Origin of the sequence: Pseudomonas marincola (assembly GCF_900682675.2) — a bacterium.
Taxonomy (GTDB): Bacteria; Pseudomonadota; Gammaproteobacteria; order Pseudomonadales; family Pseudomonadaceae; genus Aquipseudomonas; species Aquipseudomonas marincola.
Genome location: NZ_LR215729.2, coordinates 215,359 through 240,499 on the forward strand (window position 1 = coordinate 215,359; position 25,141 = coordinate 240,499).

The window sequence follows — 25,141 nt, forward strand, 5'->3', positions numbered from 1 at the left end:
CTTGTGCATGGCAGACCGTAAACAACGGTGGATTAAAAGAACCCCAGCGGATTGATGTCGTAGCTGACCAGCAGGTTCTTGGTCTGCTGGTAGTGATCGAGCATCATCTTGTGGGTTTCACGCCCGACCCCGGACTTCTTGTAGCCGCCGAAGGCGGCATGCGCCGGGTACAGGTGATAGCAGTTGGTCCACACGCGACCAGCCTTGATCCCGCGGCCCATGCGGTACGCGGTATTGATGTCGCGGCTCCATACACCGGCGCCGAGGCCGAACTCGGTGTCGTTGGCAATCGCCAGCGCTTCGGCTTCGTCCTTGAAGGTGGTCACGCCGATCACCGGGCCGAAGATCTCTTCCTGGAACACGCGCATCTTGTTGTGACCCTTGAGCAGGGTCGGCTGGATGTAATAGCCGCTGGCCAGGTCGCCTTCGAGTTTTTCCGCTGCGCCGCCGGTCAGCACCTGCGCGCCTTCCTGCTGGGCGATCTCCAGGTAGCTCAAGATCTTGTCGAACTGCTGTTGCGAGGCCTGGGCGCCGACCATGGTCTCGGTGTCCAGCGGGTTGCCGCGCTTGATCTGCTTGACCTTCTTCATCACCTCGACCATGAAGGCGTCGTAGATCGACTCCTGCACCAGCGCGCGCGACGGGCAGGTGCACACTTCACCCTGGTTGAAGAAGCCCAGCACCAGGCCTTCGGCGGCTTTCTCGATAAAGGCCGGCTCGGCGTTCATGATGTCGGCGAAGAAGATGTTCGGCGATTTGCCACCCAGCTCGACGGTGCTCGGGATGATGTTCTCGGCAGCGCATTTCATGATGTGCGAACCGACCGGGGTGGAGCCGGTGAAGGCGATCTTGGCGATGCGCTTGCTGGTGGCCAGCGCCTCACCGGCCTCACGGCCGAAGCCCTGAACGATGTTGAGCACGCCCGGCGGCAGCAGGTCGCCGATGATTTCCACCAGCAAGGTGATCGACAGCGGCGTCTGCTCGGCCGGTTTGAGCACGATGGCGTTGCCGGCGGCCAGGGCCGGAGCCAGTTTCCAGGCAGCCATCAGCAGCGGGAAGTTCCACGGGATGATCTGCCCGACCACGCCCAGCGGCTCGTGGAAGTGATAGGCCACGGTGCCGTCGTTGATCTCGGCGGTGCTGCCTTCCTGGGCACGGATGCAGCCGGCGAAGTAACGGAAGTGGTCGGCGGCCAGCGGCACGTCGGCGTTCAGCGTCTCACGCACCGGCTTGCCGTTGTCCCAGGTTTCGGCCACGGCGAGCAGTTCGCGGTTGGCTTCGATGCGGTCGGCGATCTTCAGCAGGATGTGCGAACGCTCCTGCACGCTGGTGCGGCCCCAGGCGTCGGCGGCGGCGTGGGCGGCGTCCAGCGCCTTGTCGATATCGGCGGCGTTGGAGCGGGGGAATTCGCCGATCACCGAGCCATCGACCGGGCTGGTATTGCTGAAATACTGGCCGCTGAGCGGGGCGACGAACTCGCCACCGATGTAGTTGCCGTAACGCGGCTTGAGGGTGACGAGGGCGCCGCTGGTTCCAGGCTTGGCATAAATCATGAGCGTTCTCCGAAACGATGTTGTTGTACGTAGCAGGTGAGCTGACGTTCAACCTGGGTCGATCATGAGCCGATTTCATGGGCGCAACTTGACTGCACAGGGGGCTTGCTGTCGTGCAAAGTCAACTTTGCAGGCGCCGACGCTGCCTGTGTCGTAATGGGTCAAGTCGTCCGCTGCGTTTTGGTGCGGATGTTTCAAAATGACTCACTCGCCCGGCAGGGCGGGGCACGGAGGTGGCGTTTGAACCGTGGTTTTGCGGTGCGACAGTGCAGGCGTATTTCTTGCTTGCCGAAACGCATTGTTACCAAGGAGGCCCCGATGAGTGCCTTTTTCTCCCAGGCGGGTGGTTCGTTCGGCGCTTCGCTGTTGTCCGGTGCGCCGGCTAATGCGGGTGTGCTGGCGGCTGCTGCGAGTGGCCTGTGCGGCTTCATCGAAAAGCAGGGCGGTGACCCGGATCGTATCCTCGGGGTCTCCGGCATCGACCCCGAGTGCCTGCGCCATCCGACCCTGAGCTTGGCGCTGCCCAATTACTGCCAGGTGCTGGAAGAAGCCGCGCATCAGTCTGGCTGCGATAACTTCGGTCTGTACTACGGCCAGCAGTTCAAGCCGCAGGCGCTTGGCCTGCTTGGTTATATCGGGCTGTGTTCGGCGACCCTGGAACAGGCGCTGATCAACTTCGCCCGTGCCTTCCCGCTACATCAGCGCAACAGCCTGATCCGCCTGGTCGATGAGGGCGAGTGCTACCGCTTCGACTATCAGGTACGCCATGGCGCCATTCTCAGCCGCCGCCAGGATGCCGAGTTGACCCTGGGCATGGCCCTCAACCTGGTGCGTCATGTGCTTGGCCCGCAGTGGGCGCCGCGCGCGGTGCACTTTGAACACCCACGGCCGGAGCATTGGCACGAGCACTGTAAGGTGTTCGATGCGCCGGTGTATTTCGAGCAGCCGTGCAATTCCCTGCTGATTCCCAAGCGCGGCCTCGACCGCGCCATGCCGGACAGTGATCCGGTACTGCTGATGCTCATGCAGGACTCGCTGAACCAGATCAGCGCCCTGTGCGGGCGTGGTGAGCGGGATATGGTCAACGATGTGCGCGAGCAGATTCGCCAGCGCCTGCTGTACGGCGAGCCGGCGCTGGAAGATGTCGCGGAAATGCTCGGTATGGCCAGTTGGTCGCTGCAGCGGCGCCTGCGTGAGCAGGGGCTGAGCTTCTCGCAACTGGTGGACAACGTGCGCCGCGAACTGGCCAACCGTTACCTGCGCCAGCCGCAGCTACCCATCTCGCAGCTGGCGCCGTTGCTCGGTTATTCGGAAACCAGCGCCTTCTCGCGCGCCTTCCGCCGCTGGTTCGGCGTCAGCCCACGGCAGTGGCGGCGTGAGGATAGTTCGCTGAGTTGAGGTCAGTAGGCGGCGCGGATGGCGCGCACGTCGTAGCCGTGAATCACTTGGCCGCGCAAGTCGATCACCGGCACGCCTTGGCCACCCAGCGCCTGGTACTGGGCGCGGCCAGCCGCATCGTTCTCGATATCCACTTCGCGATAGACAATGCCATCCTCGGCGAATAACTCGCGGGTCTTGGCGCAGTAACCGCACCACTGCGTCGCGTAGAGCACGATCTCGCCGCTGGCATTGCCGGCCTGTGGCGGGTTTAGCCAGCGGTCGATCTTGTCCCAGTTCTGCCACAGAGCCAGCGCGGCGAGCAGCAGCACAATCGTCTTCATGGTTGCGCGTCCTTGTGCGATAGCGCGGTCATGTCAGGCCCGTAGGGTGGGCTTCAGCCCACCAACAACGATCTCAGCTTCCTAAGGTAGCTCGGGTGCTGACTTGGACTGCTTTGGTGGGCTAACAGGCTGTTGAAAAACTATCTGCGTTGCCACTGCTGCGTTAAAAACAGGCTCGTGCGCGAGTCCGATCAAAATGCTCATTTACAGCTCGTAAACTCCGCTTTTTCGCCTGTTTTTGCCTTGCATTGGCTGCCTCGCCTACGTTTTTCAACGGCCTGCTAAAGCGGATCGCCGCCCGGCCCGCCCTACGAATGCATCAATCCTGCCGCCGCTTGAGCTGATCCTTCAACTGGGTCGGCAACTGACGAATGATCAACATGTCGCGGCCCTCGTCGTATTCGATCTTCGAGCCCAGCAGGTGCGCCTCGAAGCTGATCGACAGCCCTTCGGCCCGCCCGGTAAAACGCTGGAACTGGCTCAAGGTGCGTTTGTCCGCCGGAAATTCCGGCGCCATGCCGTAGTCCTTGTTGCGGATGTGCTCGTAGAAGGCCTTGGGGCGTTCCTCGTCGATCAGCCCGGAGAGTTCTTCCAGGGTAATCGGTTCACCCAGTTTGGCCTGGCCGCTGGCGTAGCCGACCAGGGTCTTGGTCTTCTCGCGGGCCTGTTCTTCGGGCAGGTCTTCGCTCTCGACGAAGTCGCTGAAGGCCTTGAGCAGGGTGCGCGTCTCGCCGGGGCCGTCGACGCCTTCCTGGCAGCCGATGAAGTCACGGAAGTAGTCCGACACCTTCTTGCCGTTCTTGCCCTTGATGAAGGAGATGTACTGCTTGGACTGCTTGTTGTTCTGCCACTCGCTGATGTTGATGCGCGCGGCCAGGTGCAACTGGCCCAGATCCAGATGTTTGGCCGGCGTTACGTCCAGCGCGTCGGTCACCGCCACGCCTTCGCTGTGGTGCAGCAGGGCGATGGCCAGGTAGTCGGTCATGCCTTGCTGGTAGTGAGCGAAGAGCACATGGCCGCCGGTGGACAGGTTGGATTCTTCCATCAGCTTCTGCAGGTGCTCGACGGCCTGGCGGCTGAAGGCGGTGAAGTCCTGCTCGCCATCGAGATAGGCCTTGAGCCAGCCGCTGAACGGGTAGGCGCCGGATTCCTCGTGGAACAGCCCCCAGGCCTTGCCCTGCTTGGCGTTGTAGCTCTCGTTGAGGTCGGCCAGCAGGTTCTCCATGGCTTGCGACGTGGCCAGCTCGCTGTCGCGGGCGTGCAGCACGGCAGGGCTGCCGTCGGGCTTCTTGTCGATCAGGTGGACGATGCAGTGGCGGATCGGCATGGCGGTCTCGTGGGCAAATGAAACAAGAGGCGAAGTTTACCCGAAGCGGGTCATGGATTCTGGTGCGCATGCATCGGTTAACGCTATGCAGCCGCTCGCGGCTAAAGCCCACAGAAGTCGTCGCGGGCTCAGTCCAAGCGATGGACAAACTTCGTGTTGTCCACGAACTGTAGGAGCCCCGCCCCGGGGCGAATGGTGGGTTCAACTCATGATCGAGGTTGCCTGAACCATTCGCCGCGAGGCGCGGCTCCTACCCGTCAGAACCGGCTACTCCACCCTTACGTAGAGTGGATGACGCTGCCCACCATTGCGTCAGCCCAAGCGATGGACAAACTTCGCGTTGTCCACTAACTGTAGGAGCCCCGCCCCGGGGCGAATGGTGGGTTCAATTCATGATCGAGGTTGCCTGAACCATTCGCCGCGAGGCGCGGCTCCTACTCGTCAGAAACGGCTACTTCACTTTTACTTTTACTCAGGGTGGAGACGCTTTTTCCATCCGCTGCGCATCGGTGGACATGAAAAAACGATGTCCACCCTACGGCTGCCGCCGCCGCTGCAACTCGCGCAAGCGCTCGATCACATAGCGCACATGCATGTGCAGCTCGTACAGCTCATTGGAATACGACAGCGGCACTTCCACCGCGGCGAGTTCGTCTTCCAGTTTCTCCAGACGCTCGATTTCGCTGCCGAGCGCATCCGGGAGGGAACCTGCGTGCAGCTTGCGGTCGATCTCGCGCAGGTACTTGTACCAGCGGTAGATGCGCGCGCGGATACGCCACTGGTAAATCGGGCCGACAGCCTTGAACAGCGGGATCATCACCACGATCAGCGGGATCAGCAGGATGATGTAGCGGTCGGCCAGCGAGGCGATGCGAAACGGCAGGTAGCGCTGCAAAATCGGCAGCCCCTTGGCGTAGTAATGCCCGGCATCCTTGTGCAGCTCGAAGGTGCGCGGCTCTGCGCTGGGGAAGGTGCCGGCGGCGTCGAGCAGGGTGCCGCTGCGCATCACTTCACGGCTGGCTTCGAGAAACAGCGGTACCAGGCCAGGGTTGAAGTCGTCGTTGACCACCAGGGTAGCGACTGGAGAGAGGGTGACGATGTCGCGATCCGGCGCATTGCTGGCCAGGTCGAGCAGACCTTCACCGACCTTCACCTGATTGAAGAACGGCAGTCGCGCCTCGTAAGCGGCGGCGTGTTGCCGCTGACCGAAAACTGACCCAGTAGAGGCTGTTCTGCCGACTGAAAACTGACCCAGGTGTTCAACTGCTTCTGCTCAATTTTTGAGCAGGAGAACACAGGGTGATCAGTATGGAAATGATGGGCAAAATCCGCCGGATGTATTTCCGCGACAAGCTGTCGCTGCATGAGATAGCCAAGCGCACCGGGTTGGCGCGCAACACGATTCGCAAGTGGGTCAGAGCACCTGAGGCCAAGCCGCCGGTCTACCAACGCCGCGCGATCTTCAACAAACTCAGCCCTTTTCACGCCACGCTGGAGCAGGCGCTAAAAGCCGATTCGCTGCGGCCCAAGCAACAGCGGCGCAGTGCCAAGGCGCTGTTGGCGCAAATCAAAGCCGAAGGTTATGACGGTGGCTACAGCCAGCTCACCGCGTTTATCCGTGCCTGGCGAGGGGGACAGGGCAAGGCGTCGCAGGCCTTTGTGCCGCTGACCTTTGCTCTTGGCGAGGCGTTTCAGTTTGACTGGAGCGAGGAAGGCTTGCTGGTCGGCGGCATTTACCGGCGTATGCAGGTGGCACATCTGAAGCTGTGTGCCAGCCGTGCGTTCTGGCTTGTGGCGTATCCGAGCCAGGGCCATGAGATGTTATTTGACGCCCATACACGCTCGTTCGGCTCCTTGGGCGGCGTGCCGCGCCGGGGCATCTACGACAACATGAAGACGGCCGTCGACAAGGTCAATAAGGGCAAAGGCCGGACGGTGAATGCGCGCTTTGCGGTGATGTGCGCGCATTACCTGTTCGATCCGGACTTCTGCAACGTCGCCGCTGGTTGGGAAAAGGGCATCGTTGAAAAGAACGTGCAAGACAGCCGCAGGCGTATCTGGCTAGACGCCCAGGACTGCCAGTTTCACTCCTTCGAGGAACTCAATGCCTGGCTGGGCCAGCGCTGCCGCGCGCTTTGGAACGAGCTGACGCACCCTCAATACAGCGGGCTGAGTGTAGCCGAAGTGCTGGAGTTGGAGCGCGCTGAACTGATGCCTGTGCCAGCGCCATTCGACGGTTACGTCGAGCGGCCTGCGCGGGTCTCCAGCACCTGCTTGGTCAGCGTCGGGCGCAACCGCTACTCGGTGCCGTGTGAGTACGCGGGTAAGTGGGTCAGCAGCCGTTTGTATCCGACGCGAATCGAGGTGGTGGCTGACGACGCGCTGATCGCCAGCCATGTCCGCTTGCTGGATCGCGACCAGGTCAGCTATGACTGGCAGCACTACCTCCCGCTGATCGAACGCAAGCCCGGTGCGCTGCGCAACGGAGCGCCCTTTGCTGATCTGCCAGCACCGCTGCGTCAGCTTAAGCACGGTCTGGGGCGTCATGCCGGCGGTGACCGGATCATGGCGCAAGTCCTGGCTGCCGTACCGGTCGCCGGACTCGATGCCGTGCTGGTAGCCGTTGAGCTGGTACTGGAGAGCGGCAGCCTGAGCGCCGAACACATCCTCAATGTCGTGGCACGGCTGACAGCATCCGAACCACCACCCAGCGTCGAAACCCACTTGTCGCTCAAGGAAGCCCCCGTCGCTAACACGGCGCGCTACGACCGCCTGCGTGGCCAGGCCGAGGAGGTCGGTCATGCGTGATTTGATGGCGGAACTCAAGGAGCTGCGCCTGCACGGCATGGCCACGGCCTGGGCGGAGTTAACTGCACAGGGTGAGTCGAACACAGCCTCGTCCAAGTGGCTGCTCGAACACCTGCTGGAACAAGAGCACACAGATCGCGCCATGCGCTCGGTGAGCCACCAGATGAACATGGCCAAGCTGCCGATGCACCGCGATCTGGCCGGCTTCGACTTCAGCGCCTCCAGCGCCGACGCTCGCTTGATCAGCGAGCTGGCCAATCTGAGCTTTACCGACACCGCGCAGAACGTGGTGCTGATCGGCGGCCCAGGCACCGGCAAAACCCACCTGGCCACCGCACTGGCCGTGTCCGGCATCACCCGGCATGGCAAGCGCGTGCGCTTCTACTCCACGGTCGATCTGGTCAATCTTCTGGAGCGCGAAAAACACGACGGCAAAGCCGGGCGGATCGCCCAGGCACTGCTACGCATGGATCTGGTCATCCTCGACGAGCTGGGGTATCTGCCCTTCAGTCAGGCCGGTGGCGCGCTGTTATTTCACCTGCTGTCCAAGCTGTACGAGCACACCAGCGTGGTGATCACCACCAACCTGAGCTTTGCCGAATGGTCGAGCGTGTTCGGCGACGCCAAGATGACCACAGCCTTGCTGGATCGGCTTACGCACCACTGCCACATCGTCGAAACCGGTAACGAGTCCTATCGCCTGCAACACAGCAGCTTGGCGGCCCAGGCCAAGATCAAATCACGGGAGCGAAAGCGTAAGGGCGGCCAGGAACCGGAGGACGATGAGCCGTTCTGATTTCATGGTGACGATGGCCTGCTGCATGGCTGCATGTGGCAGGTCTTCAACAGCTGAACTGGGCTAACGAAGGAGTGGGTTCAAAAGCAGCTGCGCTGGTAGACTTATCCACAGTTGCTGGTAACAAAATCAGCAATCCGCTCTGGGTCAAATTTCAATCGGCAGGGTGGGTCAATTTTCCATCAGCGCCAACACGTGGCCGCTGCCGGAGCCGTGCACCACCATGAAGGCATTGGGACCGGTGCGGTAGATCACGCAGTCGTCGACGAACTTGCCGGCTTCGTTGAGCATGGTGGCGTAGACGCTCTTGCCCGGGTAGACCTTGGAAATGTCGCGGCTGGTGGCGTATTCCAAGAGGCTTTCGGCATGCGGGCCGACGTAGTGCACCTTCTTCAGCCCGGATACGTCCATCAGGCCGGCGCGAGTGCGGATCGCCTCGTGCTCGTCGGCCAGGTCGCTGGGCATAGGTCCAGGCGGTCCCCATGCCGCTCCAGTCCTCGAGCTTGGAACCCAGTGCGCGGTGACGCTCGGCAAGGGCGGAAATACGCCAGGAATTGGCCATGTCTGTGTCTCCTGTTGGCCTGCGCATGCAGGAAATGGATTCAGGCGGCCTGGGCCTGCGGGTCGAACTGGCGCAGCCAATCCACCACAGTCTGGCGATAGCGGGTCAGGCCCTTGTAGTCGGCGATCTCGTCCGGCAGGTCGCGCAATACGCGGTGCAGGCGGCAGGCCCAGGCCGGATTGGTTGCCAGCTCCTCGAGGCTGATCAGATAGTGGCGGAAGCCGAACAGCAGCGCATTGCTGCGCGGCAGGCGCGGCATGAACTGCAGCTCGACGTGCAGGTGCACCAGGCGCGCGACGTTCTCCGGCGTCACCAGACCGAGCTCATGGCCCCACTCGTGGAAGGTCTCCGAGGAGATGTCCAGGCGCGGGTTGATGGTCATGGTCCAGCTCAGGCGACGCACCGGCTGGCCGACCTGGATGTTGAGCAGGTACTTCAACGCACGGTCGAACACGCCGAGCTGGTGCGCCACGCCCGGTACCGGGGCATGCCACTGCTTGAAGCTCATGCCGGCGTCGAACTTGATCGACCAGTTCGGCGCGAAGGTGACCATGCCGGCGTCCATGAACAGGTCGCCGTCGCGCTGATCGAGCACGGCGAAATCGCCCTGCGCCTGGCGCGTGATGTACTCCAGCGGCTCGTAGGGCAAGGTGCTGGCATCGCCGAAGGTGAAGCGCTGCTCGATGCCCAGCGGGCGGTTGATCCACAGCCATCGATCGCCCTCGCGCTGCAGGGCGAAATGCTCGGGGTAGTCGGCGGCCAGGTGCTCCATCAACATTTCCAGGGTGTCCCAGGCGGCCTGGGCCATGTGCGGCATCATCAGGCAGCGCTGCGGGTCGCGCTCCAGCACGCGGGCGCGCTCGGCCATCTCCGAGACGTAGTGCTCGTCGATGTCGAACCAGTGCTCGAACACCGAACCCGGCTCACGCGGCGTGGCCGGCTCGATATTGACCGAGTACATGTAGCTGTCCTCGGGAAACGGAAAGGGAAAGCGGGCAATGGCCTGCGGGCTGTTGCTGAAGGTGAAATCGTCGCGATAGGTTTCCACGGGTTTCATTACGACGGGCATGACTCTCTCCTGAAGGGTGCGCTGAGTGCACCGGTCACAATCGTTGTGGTGCGCACGGCGCACCCTACAAATCGAGCAGCAGCGTGCCGCGGCAGCCGCCACGGGAAACGCAGGGCATCAGCGCCTCACCGCGCTGCTGCTCATCCAGGTAGTGATCGCGGTGCTCCACCTCGCCGCTCAGGTAGCGCGTGGTGCATTGCCCGCATACCCCGCCCCGGCACAGGTTGGGCACCTCGACACCGGCCGCCTCCAGCGCTTCGAGCAGGCTGTGGTCGCCCGGCACCTGCAGACGCTGGCCACTGCGCGCCAACTCGACGGTGAAGGGCTGGCCCGGCTCGGGTGCGGCGAAGGCCTCCCAGTGCAGGCGCCCGTCCGACCAGCCGTGGGCGCCAGCCAAAGTCTTGAGTTCATCGAGCAGGCGCTGCGGGCCGCAGACGTAAAGGTGACTGCCAAGCGGCTTGCCGGCGAACAGGCTGGTGCAGTCCAGGCGCTGGCCGGCAGCGGCGTCGTAGCCATGAAAGCGCTCGCCCAGGCGTTCGCGCAGCTCGCCGGCGTAGGCGTCGGTCAGGCCGCTGCGGTAGGCGTAGTGCAGTTCGAACGAAGCACCTTGCGCGCCGAGCTCAGCCAGATAGGCCATGAAGGGTGTGATGCCGATGCCACCGGCCACCAGAATGTGGTGACGGGCCTGCGAATGCAGGGCGAAGAGGTTGCTCGGCGCACCGATCTGCAGACGGTCGCCGACCCGCACCTGCTCGTGCAGGTAACGCGAACCGCCGCGCGAGGCCTCCTGCAGGCGCACGGCGATGCGGTACGCACCAGTGTCGCGCGGGTCGCCCAGCAGCGAATAGGCGTTGCGCAGCGTGCGCCCCTCGGTGGGCAAAATCACCTGCACGTGACTGCCGCAGGAAAAGCCCGGCAGCGTGCCGTCGATCGCGCGGAAGCTGAACTCGCGCACCACCGGGGTCAGTTGACGCACGTCGGTGACCTGCACCTCGATCATCGCGCTCATGACCGCACCTCCGGCGCATAGGGGCTGTCCGGGTCGATGCAGACGCCCATGTAGGCGCCGAGGCGCTGGGAGAAATGCTCACGGACGAATAACTTCACCCGGCACTGGCCACAGGTGCACTCGCCTTCGCTGCCGATGTCCTGAATATGCCCGCAGTGCACGCAGTACAGGCGGCGTCGCGCGCCCTGCTTGAACAGTTCGATCTCGTCGCCGAGCAGGCCGGCCTGCCGCGCCAGGCGATGAACGTGCCAGAGAAAGCTTTCATCGCCACAGACGTACAAGCGGGTGCCGGCCTGGGCCTGCTCCAGCAGCATCTGCAAGCGCAGGTACAGCGCTTCGCTGCTGGGCAGGCTCTCCTGCTCGACACTGCCCGGCAACGTCTCGCCCAGGCACAGCAGCAGAGTCGGCGCAGGGTGGTGGAGCAGCCTGGTGGCCAGGCTCGCCTGCTGCGCCACCACGATACGGCGACTGGCCGTATGTCGGGACACCTCGGTGGCATAACGTGGGGTACTGAACATGGGTTCGGCACTGGATGCTGTCATCGGAAACCCTCCGGGTGAGAGCAAGGCGATGGTCGGTTTGCTCCAGAGAAAATTCCCCTGGAGAACTTTTTGTTCTTACAGAGAAAGCATGAGCCGGCGCCCTCCTCGGCCACCGCCTTGAGGCCCGAGACCGGCACCGACTTGGTCTTGGCCGCGCCGTGGATATCGACGAACTGAGCCAGCACGTACTTGATGCCGTGCTGGTCGATGATTTTCTGGGTTTCGCTGGGCAACATGGTTGGGGCCTCCGGTGGCGTCGCCATTATTCCGCTGGGGAATTTTAATTTCCCCAAAAGAAATGCAAGCAGCTTGCCAACCTCTCCCTACCTGTTCGAAATCCCCTGAAAGCCCGTCATTCTTCTATCCGTGAAGGAAAGATGCTTTCATAGGAGGAAATTAAAACCGTGAAAATGCACCGAAGAAAGGCATCCCGCACATTCTCAGTGCGAATTTTTTATTCACAAGAAGATAAAAGCACGCATGACGACTTCTACAGAAATCCCTCCCCGTCTCAAGCTCGAGCAATACCTGGGCATGCAGATCCGCCGCCAGCGGCAGGCGCAGGAACTGAAGATCGCCGATGTGGCACGCATCGCCGGCATCAGCCAGGGCATGCTGAGCAAGATCGAAAACGCCCAGGTCTCCACCAGCCTCGACACCCTGAGCCGTCTCTGCGATGTGCTCGGCATGCCCATGTCGAAACTGTTCAGCCAGTATGACCAGCAAGGTGGCAGCGCCCTGCTGGTGAAAGGCGGCGAAGGCCTGGAAGTGGTGCGCCGTGGCACCGACAAGGGTCACACCTATCGTCTGCTCAATCACACCCGTGGGCCGAAGAAGAGCTTCGAGGCCTATCAGGCCGTTGAAAAAAGCCAGAGCCCGCGTGGCTCTGGCAAAATGGCGGCCATCCTCTTCTGCCGAAGCCAGCCCAAGCCGATGCGTGGACTCGACCTCAAACAAAACGAGCTGTTCAGTTATACGACGCTGGAGCAGCGCATCCCGAACGATCACCCGCTGCGTCCCCTGCGAGGCCTGGTCGATACCGTTCTGGCTTCGATGGATCGGGACTTCGACGGGCTGTACTCCACCCTGGGACGGGCCTCGATTGCGCCGGAGCGGCTGCTGCGCGCCTCGTTGCTGCAGGTGATTTACACCATTCGCTCCGAGCGGCAGTTGGTCGAGCAGATTGATTTCAACCTGCTGTTTCGCTGGTTCGTCGGCTTGTCGATGGACGAGCGCATGTGGGATCACTCGACCTTCAGCCAGAACCGTGACCGCTTGTTCAACCAGGATGTAGCGCGGCTGTTCTTCCAGCGCATCAAGTCGCTGGCCGCATGGTCCGAGTACGCCAGCAACGAGCATTTCAGCGTCGATGGCACGCTGATCGACGCCTGGGCCTCGCACAAGTCCTTTATCAAGAAGGATGGCGGCGACCCACCGGAGGATGGCACGCGCAACCCCGATGCCGACTTCAAGGGCGAGAAGCGCAGCAACGCGACCCACCAATCGACCAGCGATCCCGAGGCCCGGCTGGCGCGCAAGAGCAATGGCGATGCCAGTCGTCTGGCGCACATGGCCCACACGATGATGGAGCACCGCAACGGTCTGATCGTGGATGTGGAATGCACCGAGTTCAATGGACGTGCCGAGGTAGAGGCGGCGCTGGAGATGCTGGAGCGCACGGCCAAGCCGGGCAGCACGGTAGGTGCAGACAAGAATTACGACCAGAAGCGTTTCGTGCAGAGGGCGCGCGAGCTGAAAGTGACACCGCATGTGGCGCAGAAGCGCAAGGGCAGCGCCATCGATGGGCGCACCACGCGGCATCCGGGGTATGCCGCCAGCCAGAAGATCCGCAAGCGGATCGAAGAAGGTTTTGGCTGGCTGAAGACGGTTGGCGGCCTGCGCAAGACCAAGCTGATCGGTCGCGCCAAGCTGAGTGCTCAGTTATTGCTGGGTTTCTCGGTCTACAACCTGATCCGACTGGGTAGCCTGTCGGGTTGGTGGCGAGGATCGCATGTATAGGGCGAGTTACGCCCCAAAAACGCCGAAAGGCGTGAACGTGGTGCTGAAACCTGTCAAAAAGGCCTGAAGTCAGGCCTTGTGTGGACTCCGTTAGGCCAAAGCGCTTGAAAAAGCGCCAAACCGGACGGGTTGGGGCAGTTGAAGCCGAGTGTTGCCGCTGACCGAAAACTGACCCAGTAGAGGCTGTTCTGCCGACTGAAAACTGACCCAGGTGTTCAACTGCTTCTGCTCAATTTTTGAGCAGGAGAACACAGGGTGATCAGTATGGAAATGATGGGCAAAATCCGCCGGATGTATTTCCGCGACAAGCTGTCGCTGCATGAGATAGCCAAGCGCACCGGGTTGGCGCGCAACACGATTCGCAAGTGGGTCAGAGCACCTGAGGCCAAGCCGCCGGTCTACCAACGCCGCGCGATCTTCAACAAACTCAGCCCTTTTCACGCCACGCTGGAGCAGGCGCTAAAAGCCGATTCGCTGCGGCCCAAGCAACAGCGGCGCAGTGCCAAGGCGCTGTTGGCGCAAATCAAAGCCGAAGGTTATGACGGTGGCTACAGCCAGCTCACCGCGTTTATCCGTGCCTGGCGAGGGGGACAGGGCAAGGCGTCGCAGGCCTTTGTGCCGCTGACCTTTGCTCTTGGCGAGGCGTTTCAGTTTGACTGGAGCGAGGAAGGCTTGCTGGTCGGCGGCATTTACCGGCGTATGCAGGTGGCACATCTGAAGCTGTGTGCCAGCCGTGCGTTCTGGCTTGTGGCGTATCCGAGCCAGGGCCATGAGATGTTATTTGACGCCCATACACGCTCGTTCGGCTCCTTGGGCGGCGTGCCGCGCCGGGGCATCTACGACAACATGAAGACGGCCGTCGACAAGGTCAATAAGGGCAAAGGCCGGACGGTGAATGCGCGCTTTGCGGTGATGTGCGCGCATTACCTGTTCGATCCGGACTTCTGCAACGTCGCCGCTGGTTGGGAAAAGGGCATCGTTGAAAAGAACGTGCAAGACAGCCGTAGGCGCATCTGGCTAGACGCCCAGGACTGTCATTTTCACTCCTTCGAGGAACTCAATGCCTGGCTGGGCCAGCGCTGCCGCGCGCTTTGGAACGAGCTGACGCACCCTCAATACAGCGGGCTGAGTGTAGCCGAAGTGCTGGAGTTGGAGCGCGCTGAACTGATGCCTGTGCCAGCGCCATTCGACGGTTACGTCGAGCGGCCTGCGCGGGTCTCCAGCACCTGCCTGGTCAGCGTCGGGCGCAACCGCTACTCGGTGCCATGTGAGTACGCGGGTAAGTGGGTCAGCAGCCGTTTGTATCCGACGCGAATCGAGGTGGTGGCCGATGATGCGCTGATTGCCAGCCATGTCCGCTTGCTGGATCGCGACCAGGTCAGCTATGACTGGCAGCACTACCTCCCGCTGATCGAACGCAAGCCCGGTGCGCTGCGCAACGGAGCGCCCTTTGCTGATCTGCCAGCACCGCTGCGTCAGCTTAAGCACGGTCTGGGGCGTCATGCCGGCGGTGACCGGATCATGGCGCAAGTCCTGGCTGCCGTACCGGTCGCCGGACTCGATGCCGTGCTGGTAGCCGTTGAGCTGGTACTGGAGAGCGGCAGCCTGAGCGCCGAACACATCCTCAATGTCGTGGCACGGCTGACAGCATCCGAACCACCACCCAGCGTCGAAACCCACTTGTCGCTCAAGGAAGCCCCCGTCGCTAACACGGCGCGCTACGACCGCCTGCGTGGCCAGGCCGAGGAGGTCGGTCATGCGTGATTTGATGGCGGAACTCAAGGAGCTGCGCCTGCACGGCATGGCCACGGCCTGGGCGGAGTTAACTGCACAGGGTGAGTCGAACACAGCCTCGTCCAAGTGGCTGCTCGAACACCTGCTGGAACAAGAGCACACAGATCGCGCCATGCGCTCGGTGAGCCACCAGATGAACATGGCCAAGCTGCCGATGCACCGCGATCTGGCCGGCTTCGACTTCAGCGCCTCCAGCGCCGACGCTCGCTTGATCAGCGAGCTGGCCAATCTGAGCTTTACCGACACCGCGCAGAACGTGGTGCTGATCGGCGGCCCAGGCACCGGCAAAACCCACCTGGCCACCGCACTGGCCGTGTCCGGCATCACCCGGCATGGCAAGCGCGTGCGCTTCTACTCCACGGTCGATCTGGTCAATCTTCTGGAGCGCGAAAAACACGACGGCAAAGCCGGGCGGATCGCCCAGGCACTGCTACGCATGGATCTGGTCATCCTCGACGAGCTGGGGTATCTGCCCTTCAGTCAGGCCGGTGGCGCGCTGTTATTTCACCTGCTGTCCAAGCTGTACGAGCACACCAGCGTGGTGATCACCACCAACCTGAGCTTTGCCGAATGGTCGAGCGTGTTCGGCGACGCCAAGATGACCACAGCCTTGCTGGATCGGCTTACGCACCACTGCCACATCGTCGAAACCGGTAACGAGTCCTATCGCCTGCAACACAGCAGCTTGGCGGCCCAGGCCAAGATCAAATCACGGGAGCGAAAGCGTAAGGGCGGCCAGGAACCGGAGGACGATGAGCCGTTCTGATTTCATGGTGACGATGGCCTGCTGCATGGCTGCATGTGGCAGGTCTTCAACAGCTGAACTGGGCTAACGAAGGAGTGGGTTCAAAAGCAGCTGCGCTGGTAGACTTATCCACAGTTGCTGGTAACAAAATCAGCAATCCGCTCTGGGTCAAATTTCAATCGGCAGGGTGGGTCAATTTTCCATCAGCGCCAACAGGCTGCCGTTTGTTGCTTCTCGTTGAGTGGAATTTCGACAGGCGCTTCTGCAGCAACTACTGGCACAGGGGGGAGCAAAAGCGCATCAAGCATCTGCTGTGCGACGACCTCGAAGGGTGCACCCAACCGGTTTGCAATCTCCGAGCAGGTCTGGCCTTGAGTGACGTGCAAGTCAAAGACTCTCGACCGTGGCAGCAGCAACTCTCTCGCGAAGAGGTCCATCTGGACTTCTCGGCGCTGCCGTCGGCTGTAATCGACCACGCGCTCCATGCCAACTGGCGCGACCTCAGAGGTTCGCGCTGGATCGATTTGAAATGCTGACTCCTCCTCTTCCTCACCGTCGCCTAGCACGGCGTGCCCGATTTCATGCGCGACGAGAAAGGCTTGCTCGAATGGTGTTCCTAAGTCCTCATGAACAATCAGCGGCAAGGCGGCATCAAACGTTGCGCGCGCCCCGTCCAGGATTGAAGCGCCAGGGAGGCACCTTTCAACCGTGATGCCCAGCGTCTCCGCTATGTCTTCGGCGAACTGATAAGGAGACCATGGATCGCTGCCGTGTTCGACTGCTTCATAATGCAAGCGCTTCGCGTGCTGTCGAGCGAGTTCTAGTTGGTCCATGGTCAGTCATCGCCGTGGAGCAGCCGTGAAATGCGCTCCTCATCCATCCCCGCCTCTCTTAAAAGGCGTTCAAACGGGACTTTTTCGGCCGGGGCTGGCTTGTCATCCGACTTGTTTGCACGAAGCGCTGATGCCTGCGCAGGCAAGAGGAGAAACGACTGAACAACAGAGACTGATGTTTGTAGCGCGTTAGCTAAGCGCTCGAGGAACCGGCTTGGCAACGTCGCAACATCTATTCGTCGCTCGCGAATGGCGACGCCGACCTGCATGGGTAATCCGAGAGCTTTGGCTGCTAAAGCGAAGGTCCTTGGCGAGGCGGCCTGCAGGATTTCCACCGTGACTACGGACTCGCGGAGCCGGCCCATTTTAGCGCTCACGGCGGCGAGCTCTTGGGCGCTGAGCGGAAGGTCCTCGTCGACTTGCCGGGAAAGCTCTCTGGCGAGATCGACAAGGTCGGCAGCGAACTGGGGATAGTCGGCAAGATACTTTTTGAGGACCTCGGACCCTGGCTCGAAATCCATCGCGAAAGCGTTCATGACGTCTTCGCTAGAAATTGGCGAACGCTTAGTCATCACAGTCCCCCCTTGCGTTCAAGACGCAGTCGCAGAGTCGCAAAGGCCTTGTCGCGGTGCGTACGGATGGTTTTCTCGCTCTTGCCCAGTGCTTTGCTTATGGTCACGACAGAGGGGTCTTGCGAGTCGATGGGAATCTCTTGGCGCCACATTTCGACGATTCTTCTTTGGAGTTCAGGCAGACTATCAATCTCTTCGTCGAGCCGTAGCCGGTAAAATTTTTCGTCGAGCTCGCGGGGGTCAAAAGGGTCGTAGCCACCAATTGCCTCGTCCAGGGCGTTGTAAGCACCATCCTCATCCGTGCCCAGCTCTTCACTCTGGCTATCACGCTTCCAATGGCGATCACTGGCATCCTTCCGGTCTTTGGCGATGGCCGAGTTAAAGTTTATCTCGTAGTAATCCAAGCGGTCGTCATAGGACGCTCGATCGCTGAGCAGCAGGTCAACGAAATGGTCGACGACATCATCTCGGATGTTTGTCTTGGTAAGTGAGGCTGTGGCCTCGCCTGCATTCTCGGCGCGAGGCAGGAGAAGGTAAACGCGCTGGAGTAGAAGCTCAGTTAGCCTTTCGCGATGCATTCCGGCTCCCACGTTCCGGACAAAGTGCACCAACACTTCCGGTGAGACAAAGCCGGGGGAGGTGCGGGAGCAAATGGACGCTCTGCGCTCAAGTTCGGAGGGGCTAACGGCCGTCAAATCATGAATTTCGGCTTCGACGGCCGGACGCCGCTGATACAAGGTTCCATCAAGTTTGATCTTGCGAAGGGGACGCGCCACGGCTACTCCTTTGTCTGCTAAAGCCTTCCGTGAGGTACTCCGCAAAATGTAACACCAGAGCACTGCTTGATGCTGCAGCCAGCCACTGCATAAACAGGTTTTTGGTTGGGTGGCGATGACCGATGCTGCTATGCGGCTGGTGGGCGACGAGCTAGTACTCGCGCAGCCGCAGAGGCGCGGGATGTGAACAGGCCGTGTGGCACGGTTTAGGCACAGAATTGGCACAGCCCGAAAACCAACCTCAAAAGGTCTGTTTGGGCAGTACTCATTGCCTGCTGCGAACGTCGCCAGAATTAGCTTCGGCGCTAGGATTGGTTGGTGCGGAGTGATGGATCGGGCTTCTGTAAAAAAGCCCAATAAATCAAATAGATATGGCGCACCAGGCGGGATTCGAACCCACGACCCCCGCCTTCGGAGGGCGGTACTCTATCCAGCTGAGCTACTGGTGCGTAATTGTTGCGGCGGCCTATTTGACCACTAGCTGTCACCCTTCTCAACTCGAGGAGTATTGCCTTCGGAGGGCAGTACTCTATCCAGCTGAGCTACTGGTGCGTAATGAAGCAGGCCGTTGGCCCTAGACTGCAATCGGCTGCTGTAAAACCATTGGCTTCAGCAGTGGCGAGGGGCGCGGGAGCGCTTGCAGTGCGGGCGCAATGATACGCATCTATGGCGTTTGAGTCCATGCCTGCGCATTGTTCGTGATTCTGCACATAAATAGCGTTTTGTGGTTTCGTTTATCGGTAAACAATAAAAAACCGCTTATTTTTGTACATTTTTTTGCACAGACTATTGCCCTTTACCCCTTGCGACCCTAGGATTCGTTTGAGATTTCAAACGCTCCTGCTGCGACTATCCGGAACTCCTGCGACAGAGTCCTTTCGAATTCTATAAGCGGGATGAAGCGTTAGCGTTTTATTTTGCATTTATTCAATGGGTTTTTACCCCCGGCGCCACCATTAACCATCCGACGCTGGTGTCGGGAAGAGGAGACTGTCATGCAATTAAAAGACACCCAGCTGTTCCGTCAGCAGGCATACATTGATGGTACCTGGCTTGATGCGGACAACGGTCAGACTATCAAGGTCAACAACCCGGCCACGGGTGAGATCATCGGCACTGTGCCGAAGATGGGCGCTGCCGAAACCCGCCGCGCTATTGAAGCAGCGGACCGCGCACTGCCGGCTTGGCGCGCACTGACTGCCAAAGAGCGCGCGAACAAGCTGCGCCGTTGGTACGAATTGCTGATTGAAAACCAGGACGACCTGGGTCGCCTGATGACTCTTGAGCAGGGCAAGCCGCTGGCTGAAGCCAAGGGCGAAATTGCTTACGCGGCCTCGTTTATCGAGTGGTTCGCAGAAGAAGCCAAGCGTATTTATGGCGACGTGATTCCTGGCCACCAGCCCGACAAGCGCCTGATCGTGATGAAGCAGCCAATCGGTGTGACCGCCGCGATTACGCCGTGGAACTTCCCGGCTGCGATGATCACCCGTAAAGCCGGTCCTGCTCTGGCAGCGGGCTGCACCATGGTCATCAAGCCTGCCTCGCAGACTCCGTTCTCGGCACTGGCGTTGGTTGTTCTGGCTGAGCGTGCCGGCATTCCGAAAGGCGTGCTGAGTGTCATCACTGGTAGCGCTGGCGATGTTGGCGGCGAGCTGACCAGCAACCCAACCGTACGTAAGCTGTCGTTCACTGGCTCGACTGAAATTGGTCGCCAGTTGATGGCCGAATGTGCCCAAGACATCAAGAAAGTGTCGCTGGAGTTGGGTGGTAACGCGCCATTTATCGTTTTTGACGACGCCGATCTGGACGCCGCTGTTGAAGGCGCGCTGATTTCCAAGTATCGCAACAACGGTCAGACCTGTGTTTGCGCCAACCGTCTGTACATTCAGGATGGCGTTTACGATGCCTTCGCCGAGAAGCTCAAGGCTGCAGTGGCCAAGCTGAATATCGGTAACGGTATGGAAGACGGTGTGACCACTGGCCCGCTGATCGACGACAAAGCCGTCGCCAAGGTCCAGGAACACATCGAAGACGCCGTTGGCAAAGGCGCCAAGGTACTGACTGGCGGTAAGCAGCACAGCCTGGGTGGCAGCTTCTTCGAGCCGACTATTCTGGTCGACGTTCCGCGCAACGCTGCGGTGGCTAAAGAAGAGACATTCGGCCCGCTGGCGCCGCTGTTCCGCTTCAAGGACGAGGCTGATGTTATCGCCATGTCCAACGACACCGAGTTCGGTCTGGCGTCTTACTTCTATGCGCGTGACATGGGCCGTGTGTTCCGTGTTGCAGAAGCGCTGGAATACGGTATGGTCGGTGTTAACACCGGTTTGATCTCCAACGAAGTCGCTCCTTTCGGCGGCATCAAGGCTTCGGGCCTGGGCCGTGAAGGTTCCAAGTACGGCATCGAAGACTACCTGGAAATCAAATACCTCTGCCTGAGCATCTGATTACCTGCGTGCAATAGTGATATTGCGCGGGTGAGTGGGTGAGGGTTGTTCACTGGCAAGAGCCAACTGGACGCCCTTACCGGCCACCGTCTTGCCGGACGCCCGATTAGCGTGGCGCCGGCAAGTTTTAAACCACCCCTGTAGCCGGGCAACGGCGACGCAGTCGATCATCGAATGCATGCGTCGCAGGTTGTCGAGCTGCTTTGTCCTTGAACCACGCCACACGATGAGTGGCGAATGAGGAAGTCATGAGCAAGACCAACGAATCCTTGATGCAACGCCGTACTGCTGCCGTTCCACGCGGTGTAGGTCAGATCCACCCGATCTTCGCTGAAAAAGCGCTGAACGCAACCGTAACGGACGTTGAAGGTCGTGAGTTTATCGACTTCGCCGGCGGCATCGCCGTGCTCAACACCGGTCACCTGCACCCGAAAGTTATTGCTGCCGTGCAGGAACAACTGACCAAGCTGAGCCACACCTGCTTCCAGGTATTGGCTTACGAGCCGTACGTTGAAGTGTGCGAAAAGATCAACGCCAAAGTGCCAGGCGATTTCGACAAGAAAACTCTGCTGGTCACTACTGGTTCTGAAGCTGTTGAGAACGCCGTTAAAATCGCCCGCGCTGCCACTGGCCGTGCCGGCGTAATCGCGTTCACCGGCGGCTACCACGGCCGTACCATGATGACCCTCGGTCTGACTGGCAAGGTTGTTCCGTATTCGGCAGGCATGGGCCTGATGCCGGGCGGCGTGTTCCGTGCGCAGTATCCGTGTGAAATGCACGGCGTCAGCACTGACGACGCGATTGCCAGCATCGAGCGCATTTTCAAGAACGACGCCGAGCCTAAAGACATCGCTGCGATCATCATCGAGCCGGTTCAGGGCGAAGGTGGTTTCTACGTGGCACCGAAAGACTTCATGAAGCGTCTGCGCGCCCTGTGCGACCAGCACGGCATCCTGCTGGTCGCTGACGAAGTACAGACTGGCGCTGGCCGTACCGGCACCTTCTTCGCGATGGAGCAGATGGGCGTTACTCCTGACCTGACCACTTTCGCTAAGTCGATTGCTGGTGGCTTCCCGTTGGCGGGCGTGTGCGGCAAGGCCGAATACATGGACGCGATCGCGCCGGGCGGTTTGGGCGGCACTTATGCCGGTAGCCCGATTGCTTGTGCGGCTGCTCTGGCGGTCATGGAAGTGTTTGAAGAAGAGAGCCTGCTGGATCGCAGCAAGGCTGTCGGCGAGCGTCTGGTCACTGGCCTCAAGGCTATTCAGGCCAAGCACAAGTCGATCGGTGACGTGCGCGCACTGGGTTCGATGATCGCTGTTGAGCTGTTTGAAGATGGCGACCACCACAAGCCAGCTGCTGCTCTGGTAGGTCAGGTTGTTGCCAAGGCACGCGAAAAGGGTCTGATCCTGCTGTCGTGCGGTACATACGGCAACGTTCTGCGCGTGCTGGTGCCGGTGACTGCACCTGACGCACAGCTTGATCAGGGCCTGGCGATTATCGCTGAGTGCTTTGACGAACTGGCCTGAGGCTAGTTGCTAAAAAGACCCGCCAGCGTTAAGCGTTGGCGGGTCTTTTTTTGCCTGCAATTCAGGCTGAGTTAAAGGCCGAAACGGGCGGAGGCGGTGGGCAGAGGTTTGGTCAGGCTGCTCAGTGGCGCCGGTTCGGCAATCCAGTAGCCTTGTCCATAGTCGATACCCAGCGCGCGCAGGCATTCGAGCGACTCTTGGGTCTCGACGAATTCAGCGACTGTTTGCAGGCCAAGTTGCTTGGCAATCTGCTGCATGGAGCCAACCATCGCCTGATTGATGCGATCGTGCTCGATGCCGCGGATAAAGCTGCCGTCGATCTTGAGAATATCCAACGGCAAATGACGCAGGTAAGCGTAGGACGCAAAGCCGCTGCCGAAGTCGTCCAGCGCCACTTTGAAGCCCTGACTGCGCAGGCTTTTCAGCCATTTGGTGGACACCGCAAGCTCACCCAGTGCGACCATTTCGGTAACTTCGATACACACTTTGTGTGGCGGAATTCCTTTGCTCATCAACTCCTGCGACAAGAAGATGTGGAAGCTGGCATCAAGCAACGAATGCGTGCTGAGGTTGAGATTGACCTGGCCAAGCTGCTGCAGGTGCTCCGGGTTATTGCTCAGCCATTGGCACAGGTTGCGCACCACCCAGCGGTCGATATCGACCAGCAGGCTGTAGCGTTCAGCCGCGCGCATGAAGCGCTCGGGGCTGATGAACTCGCCAGTCGCCGGGTCGCAATAACGCAGCAGCAACTCATAATGCAGTTCGTCGTGCACCGTTTGCAGGGGCATGACCGGCTGGTAAAACAGCACGAAATGATTGCTGCGCATGGCTTCTTGCAGGCGGGTGATCCATTGCAACTGGCGTTGTTGTTCCTGCAATGCGCCGTCAGTCGGGTTGAACTGTTGAACCCGGTTGCGGCCCAGCACCTTGGCCTGCTGGCTGGCGCTGTCGGCCCAGCGCAGAGCGGTTTCCCAGTCACAAATATCCTGGCTGAGGGTGAGCACGCCGATGCTCGCATGCAGGCGGAACGGGGTGTTTTCCCAGATGAAAACGAATTGCTCGACACTGCGGCGCAAACGCTCGGCCTGTCCCAGCGCGACGAAGTGATCTTGTTCGCGCAGCAGTACGACAAACTCATCGCCACCAATGCGCGCCAACTGCGCACTCTTCGGCAGCATGTTTTGCATATGTGCGGACAATTGTTTGAGCAACTGATCGCCCGCCGAATGGCCGCACAGGTCGTTCACCTGCTTGAACTGATCGAGGTCGATGTACAGCAAGTGGCTGAAACGGCTGGTGTCGTTGCTTAGCAGGCTCAGCTGGAGCAGGCGCTCGAGTTCCCGGCGATTGAGCAAGCCAGTCAGTGAGTCATGTGCTGCCTGATGCTTGAGGCGGTCTTCGAGCTGGCGACGGTCACTGAGGTCGAAAATGATGCCTTCAATACAGGTATGGGCTGAGCGCAGATGCAACGAAAGGTAGACCCAATGACGCTTGCCATTAAGGTCGCGCAGCTGACATTCCTGGCTCACCGACGGGTGTGCGGCGTCCAGTTTTGCCACCAGCTTGGTCCATTGCGTTGTACCCAACAGTTTCTGCACGGGCAGTGCTTGCCAGCTTCCGTCTCCCGGCGTTGAGCCGAGAAAGCGGATCAGGCTGGGGTTGGCTTCCAGCAGGGTGCCGTTGAGCGTGCAGCGGAAAATGCCTTCGCGGGCGCTATTGAACAAGGCGCGGTATTGCTCAAGGTTATCGATGGCTTGCGACTGGCTGCTGAGCAATGCCTTGCGCACGTTTTCAAGCTGGCGGTCGAGTACCGCGCTGAAGAGCAGCATGCTCAGCAGCGGCAAAAAGGTCTGCAGGGCATAGGCATCTGAAGGCAGGTTGATAATGCCCAGACGTCCCAGCGGAAGCACGGTCATCATCACCAGCGCACTGATCCAGCAGAGGAAATAGCCGCGCGAATAAGGCAGCCCTTTGATCAAGCTGAGTGTGACCACCAATGCCTGGAACAGGCCGACCAGCAACAGGACCAGGTTAAAGGCCTGGTAACCGCGGTAATCGTCGCTGTACAGCGCGTTCCATAAGCTCACCAGCACGATGATGGCGATCAACACATTCAGTGCCAGTCGCAGCACAGTGCCGAGTTTCAGGCGCAGCGCGCTGATGATGAACAAGGTGCTGAAGATCAGCATCAGCGGGTTGGCAACCTGCACCAAGCGCTTGGAAAGCCACGGCCATTGACTGAACAGCAGATCAATTACGCCATGCAAGCTGGCACTGTAAGCACACAAGGCCAGCGCGGTAATGCAGAAGTAGCCCAGTTGTTGTTCACGCAGCGCGCGGAATTTGAGCATGTAAAAAACGGCCAGGCTCATCAAACCGCCAATCAGCAGGCCACCGAGTAGCCAGTTTACGGCCACCAACAGGGTGTTTTTTTCACTGCTCACCAACTGCATTGGCAGGCTCACGGCCGAGGCGCTATGAACCCGCAGCAGCAGAGTATGCGGGCCTACGCCGAGCCTTGGCAGGGTCAGCATAAAGCGTGGAAACGGCACGCCCCGCTGCAGGAATGGCAGGTGATCGCCGCTGTAAATCGGTGCGATTAAACGGTCGCGGTCGTACAGCCACAGTTCAATGTCATCGGTGAAGGCTTGATCAATGATCATCTCCAGCTGCATGGCAGGCGGCGCATTCAGCTCGAATGCCACCCACCAGGCACTGTCGGAGTAACCCAGGCGCGGAGTGCCGGCGACTAACTTACCCTGGCTGCGAATTTGATTGAGCGCCTCGTTGGCGGTGAGCGCCGAGTTGCGGTCTTCGAGTACGAGTACTTGTTTGATATCTACCGGATTAACCAATTGCTCGGCAGTCATTGTCTGCATTGGCAGCGTTGCCGCGGGAACGGCGACGCTGAAGGCCAGCAGTAGCAGTGAAAGCAGCAGATTGATAAATGGCAAAGTAGGCGTCCGCAAGAATATTCGGGGTAACTCGGCTCTCTTGCCTGGGTCACCGCTGCCGCTAGCAGGGTGACCGAGAGCTTGAAAG

At 60.3% G+C, this 25,141-nt stretch carries 19 protein-coding genes, 1 tRNA gene and 3 pseudogenes; 9 read left to right on the plus strand and 14 right to left on the minus strand.

The genetic code is table 11. The features are described 5' to 3' along the window. Positions 1-32: 32 nt before the first annotated feature. Positions 33-1,553: an acetaldehyde dehydrogenase ExaC gene (gene exaC / locus PMYSY11_RS00860; RefSeq protein WP_150548063.1), complete on the minus strand. Its 1,521-nt coding sequence runs from the start codon at positions 1,551-1,553 to the stop codon at positions 33-35. 318 nt (positions 1,554-1,871) lie between these two features. Between exaC and qhpR the strand changes: the two genes are divergently transcribed. Beyond that, positions 1,872-2,951 carry an AraC-like transcriptional regulator QhpR gene (qhpR, locus tag PMYSY11_RS00865; protein WP_042920399.1) on the plus strand — a complete coding sequence of 360 codons (1,080 nt, stop codon included), beginning with the start codon at positions 1,872-1,874 and terminating at the stop codon, positions 2,949-2,951. A gap of 2 nt (positions 2,952-2,953) precedes the next feature. Here qhpR and PMYSY11_RS00870 read toward each other — a convergent pair whose 3' ends face one another. The 3 genes and pseudogenes from PMYSY11_RS00870 to PMYSY11_RS00880 all read right to left on the minus strand — a co-directional run. Beyond that, positions 2,954-3,274: a glutaredoxin family protein gene (locus tag PMYSY11_RS00870; RefSeq protein ID WP_042920397.1), complete on the minus strand. Its 321-nt coding sequence runs from the start codon at positions 3,272-3,274 to the stop codon at positions 2,954-2,956. 319 nt (positions 3,275-3,593) lie between these two features. Next, the gene (gene yejK, locus PMYSY11_RS00875) at positions 3,594-4,601 is read right to left on the minus strand and encodes a nucleoid-associated protein YejK (protein ID WP_004424187.1); all 1,008 of its coding nucleotides are present in this window, start codon (positions 4,599-4,601) and stop codon (positions 3,594-3,596) included. A gap of 535 nt (positions 4,602-5,136) precedes the next feature. Then, positions 5,137-5,799 (minus strand): annotated as a pseudogene (locus PMYSY11_RS00880) (TAXI family TRAP transporter solute-binding subunit); the annotation flags it as partial. Between the two features lie 110 nt (positions 5,800-5,909). On the opposite strand from PMYSY11_RS00880, the gene istA (PMYSY11_RS00885) reads away from it, so the two are divergent. Continuing rightward, the gene (istA, locus tag PMYSY11_RS00885) at positions 5,910-7,409 is read left to right on the plus strand and encodes an IS21-like element ISPst3 family transposase (protein WP_150549633.1); all 1,500 of its coding nucleotides are present in this window, start codon (positions 5,910-5,912) and stop codon (positions 7,407-7,409) included. Next, a complete protein-coding gene (gene istB / locus PMYSY11_RS00890) occupies positions 7,402-8,205 on the plus strand; it encodes an IS21-like element ISPst3 family helper ATPase IstB (RefSeq protein WP_003459721.1) in 804 nt (267 codons plus the stop codon). Before istA (PMYSY11_RS00885) ends, istB (PMYSY11_RS00890) begins: the two co-directional genes overlap by 8 nt. 171 nt (positions 8,206-8,376) lie before the next feature. Here the strand turns inward: istB (PMYSY11_RS00890) and PMYSY11_RS00895 are convergent, their stop codons facing one another. The 5 genes and pseudogenes from PMYSY11_RS00895 to PMYSY11_RS00915 all read right to left on the minus strand — a co-directional run. Then, complete coding sequence (locus PMYSY11_RS00895; protein ID WP_476705412.1) at positions 8,377-8,847, minus strand: hypothetical protein; 471 nt, start codon at positions 8,845-8,847, stop codon at positions 8,377-8,379. Continuing rightward, positions 8,808-9,836, minus strand: a complete 1,029-nt coding sequence (locus PMYSY11_RS00900; RefSeq protein ID WP_073675587.1) for a heme-dependent oxidative N-demethylase family protein — start codon at positions 9,834-9,836, stop codon at positions 8,808-8,810. Before PMYSY11_RS00900 ends, PMYSY11_RS00895 begins: the two co-directional genes overlap by 40 nt. A 64-nt stretch (positions 9,837-9,900) precedes the next feature. Continuing rightward, entirely contained in the window at positions 9,901-10,845 is a 945-nt protein-coding gene (locus tag PMYSY11_RS00905) for a PDR/VanB family oxidoreductase (protein ID WP_042921414.1), read from the minus strand. Further along, on the minus strand, positions 10,842-11,387 hold the full coding sequence (locus tag PMYSY11_RS00910) for a dimethylamine monooxygenase subunit DmmA family protein (RefSeq protein WP_073675588.1): 546 nt from the start codon (positions 11,385-11,387) through the stop codon (positions 10,842-10,844). The genes PMYSY11_RS00905 and PMYSY11_RS00910 overlap by 4 nt, the downstream gene beginning before the upstream one ends. Before the next feature lie 92 nt (positions 11,388-11,479). After that, positions 11,480-11,623, minus strand: a pseudogene (locus tag PMYSY11_RS00915) (type III glutamate--ammonia ligase); the annotation flags it as partial. A gap of 244 nt (positions 11,624-11,867) precedes the next feature. Between PMYSY11_RS00915 and PMYSY11_RS00920 the strand changes: the two are divergent. The 4 genes and pseudogenes from PMYSY11_RS00920 to istB (PMYSY11_RS00935) all read left to right on the plus strand — a co-directional run. After that, positions 11,868-12,239, plus strand: a pseudogene (locus PMYSY11_RS00920) (helix-turn-helix domain-containing protein); the annotation flags it as partial. 81 nt (positions 12,240-12,320) lie between these two features. Continuing rightward, positions 12,321-13,406, plus strand: a complete 1,086-nt coding sequence (locus PMYSY11_RS00925) for an IS5-like element ISPst12 family transposase (RefSeq protein WP_011913346.1) — start codon at positions 12,321-12,323, stop codon at positions 13,404-13,406. 264 nt (positions 13,407-13,670) lie between these two features. Beyond that, a complete protein-coding gene (istA, locus tag PMYSY11_RS00930; protein WP_121256897.1) occupies positions 13,671-15,170 on the plus strand; it encodes an IS21-like element ISPst3 family transposase in 1,500 nt (499 codons plus the stop codon). Then, positions 15,163-15,966 (plus strand): IS21-like element ISPst3 family helper ATPase IstB, encoded by an 804-nt coding sequence (gene istB, locus PMYSY11_RS00935; protein ID WP_003459721.1) that lies wholly within the window; start codon positions 15,163-15,165, stop codon positions 15,964-15,966. Before istA (PMYSY11_RS00930) ends, istB (PMYSY11_RS00935) begins: the two co-directional genes overlap by 8 nt. A gap of 182 nt (positions 15,967-16,148) precedes the next feature. Here the strand turns inward: istB (PMYSY11_RS00935) and PMYSY11_RS00940 are convergent, their stop codons facing one another. The 4 genes from PMYSY11_RS00940 to PMYSY11_RS00955 all read right to left on the minus strand — a co-directional run bounded on the left by PMYSY11_RS00940 (position 16,149) and on the right by PMYSY11_RS00955 (position 18,575). Continuing rightward, a complete protein-coding gene (locus PMYSY11_RS00940; RefSeq protein ID WP_239655519.1) occupies positions 16,149-16,778 on the minus strand; it encodes an ImmA/IrrE family metallo-endopeptidase in 630 nt (209 codons plus the stop codon). A gap of 2 nt (positions 16,779-16,780) precedes the next feature. Next, the gene (locus PMYSY11_RS00945; RefSeq protein ID WP_150548064.1) at positions 16,781-17,350 is read right to left on the minus strand and encodes a hypothetical protein; all 570 of its coding nucleotides are present in this window, start codon (positions 17,348-17,350) and stop codon (positions 16,781-16,783) included. Continuing rightward, entirely contained in the window at positions 17,350-18,126 is a 777-nt protein-coding gene (locus tag PMYSY11_RS00950; RefSeq protein WP_034021837.1) for an RNA polymerase sigma factor, read from the minus strand. The genes PMYSY11_RS00945 and PMYSY11_RS00950 overlap by 1 nt, the downstream gene beginning before the upstream one ends. A gap of 372 nt (positions 18,127-18,498) precedes the next feature. Beyond that, a tRNA-Arg gene (locus PMYSY11_RS00955) sits at positions 18,499-18,575 on the minus strand. A gap of 546 nt (positions 18,576-19,121) precedes the next feature. Between PMYSY11_RS00955 and gabD the strand changes: the two genes are divergently transcribed. After that, a complete protein-coding gene (gabD, locus tag PMYSY11_RS00960) occupies positions 19,122-20,570 on the plus strand; it encodes an NADP-dependent succinate-semialdehyde dehydrogenase (RefSeq protein ID WP_090514399.1) in 1,449 nt (482 codons plus the stop codon). 248 nt (positions 20,571-20,818) lie between these two features. After that, on the plus strand, positions 20,819-22,099 hold the full coding sequence (gene gabT / locus PMYSY11_RS00965; RefSeq protein ID WP_150548065.1) for a 4-aminobutyrate--2-oxoglutarate transaminase: 1,281 nt from the start codon (positions 20,819-20,821) through the stop codon (positions 22,097-22,099). 71 nt (positions 22,100-22,170) lie between these two features. On the opposite strand, the gene PMYSY11_RS00970 is transcribed toward gabT, so the two are convergent. Continuing rightward, positions 22,171-25,053 (minus strand): EAL domain-containing protein, encoded by a 2,883-nt coding sequence (locus PMYSY11_RS00970; protein ID WP_239655520.1) that lies wholly within the window; start codon positions 25,051-25,053, stop codon positions 22,171-22,173. Positions 25,054-25,141: the final 88 nt, after the last annotated feature.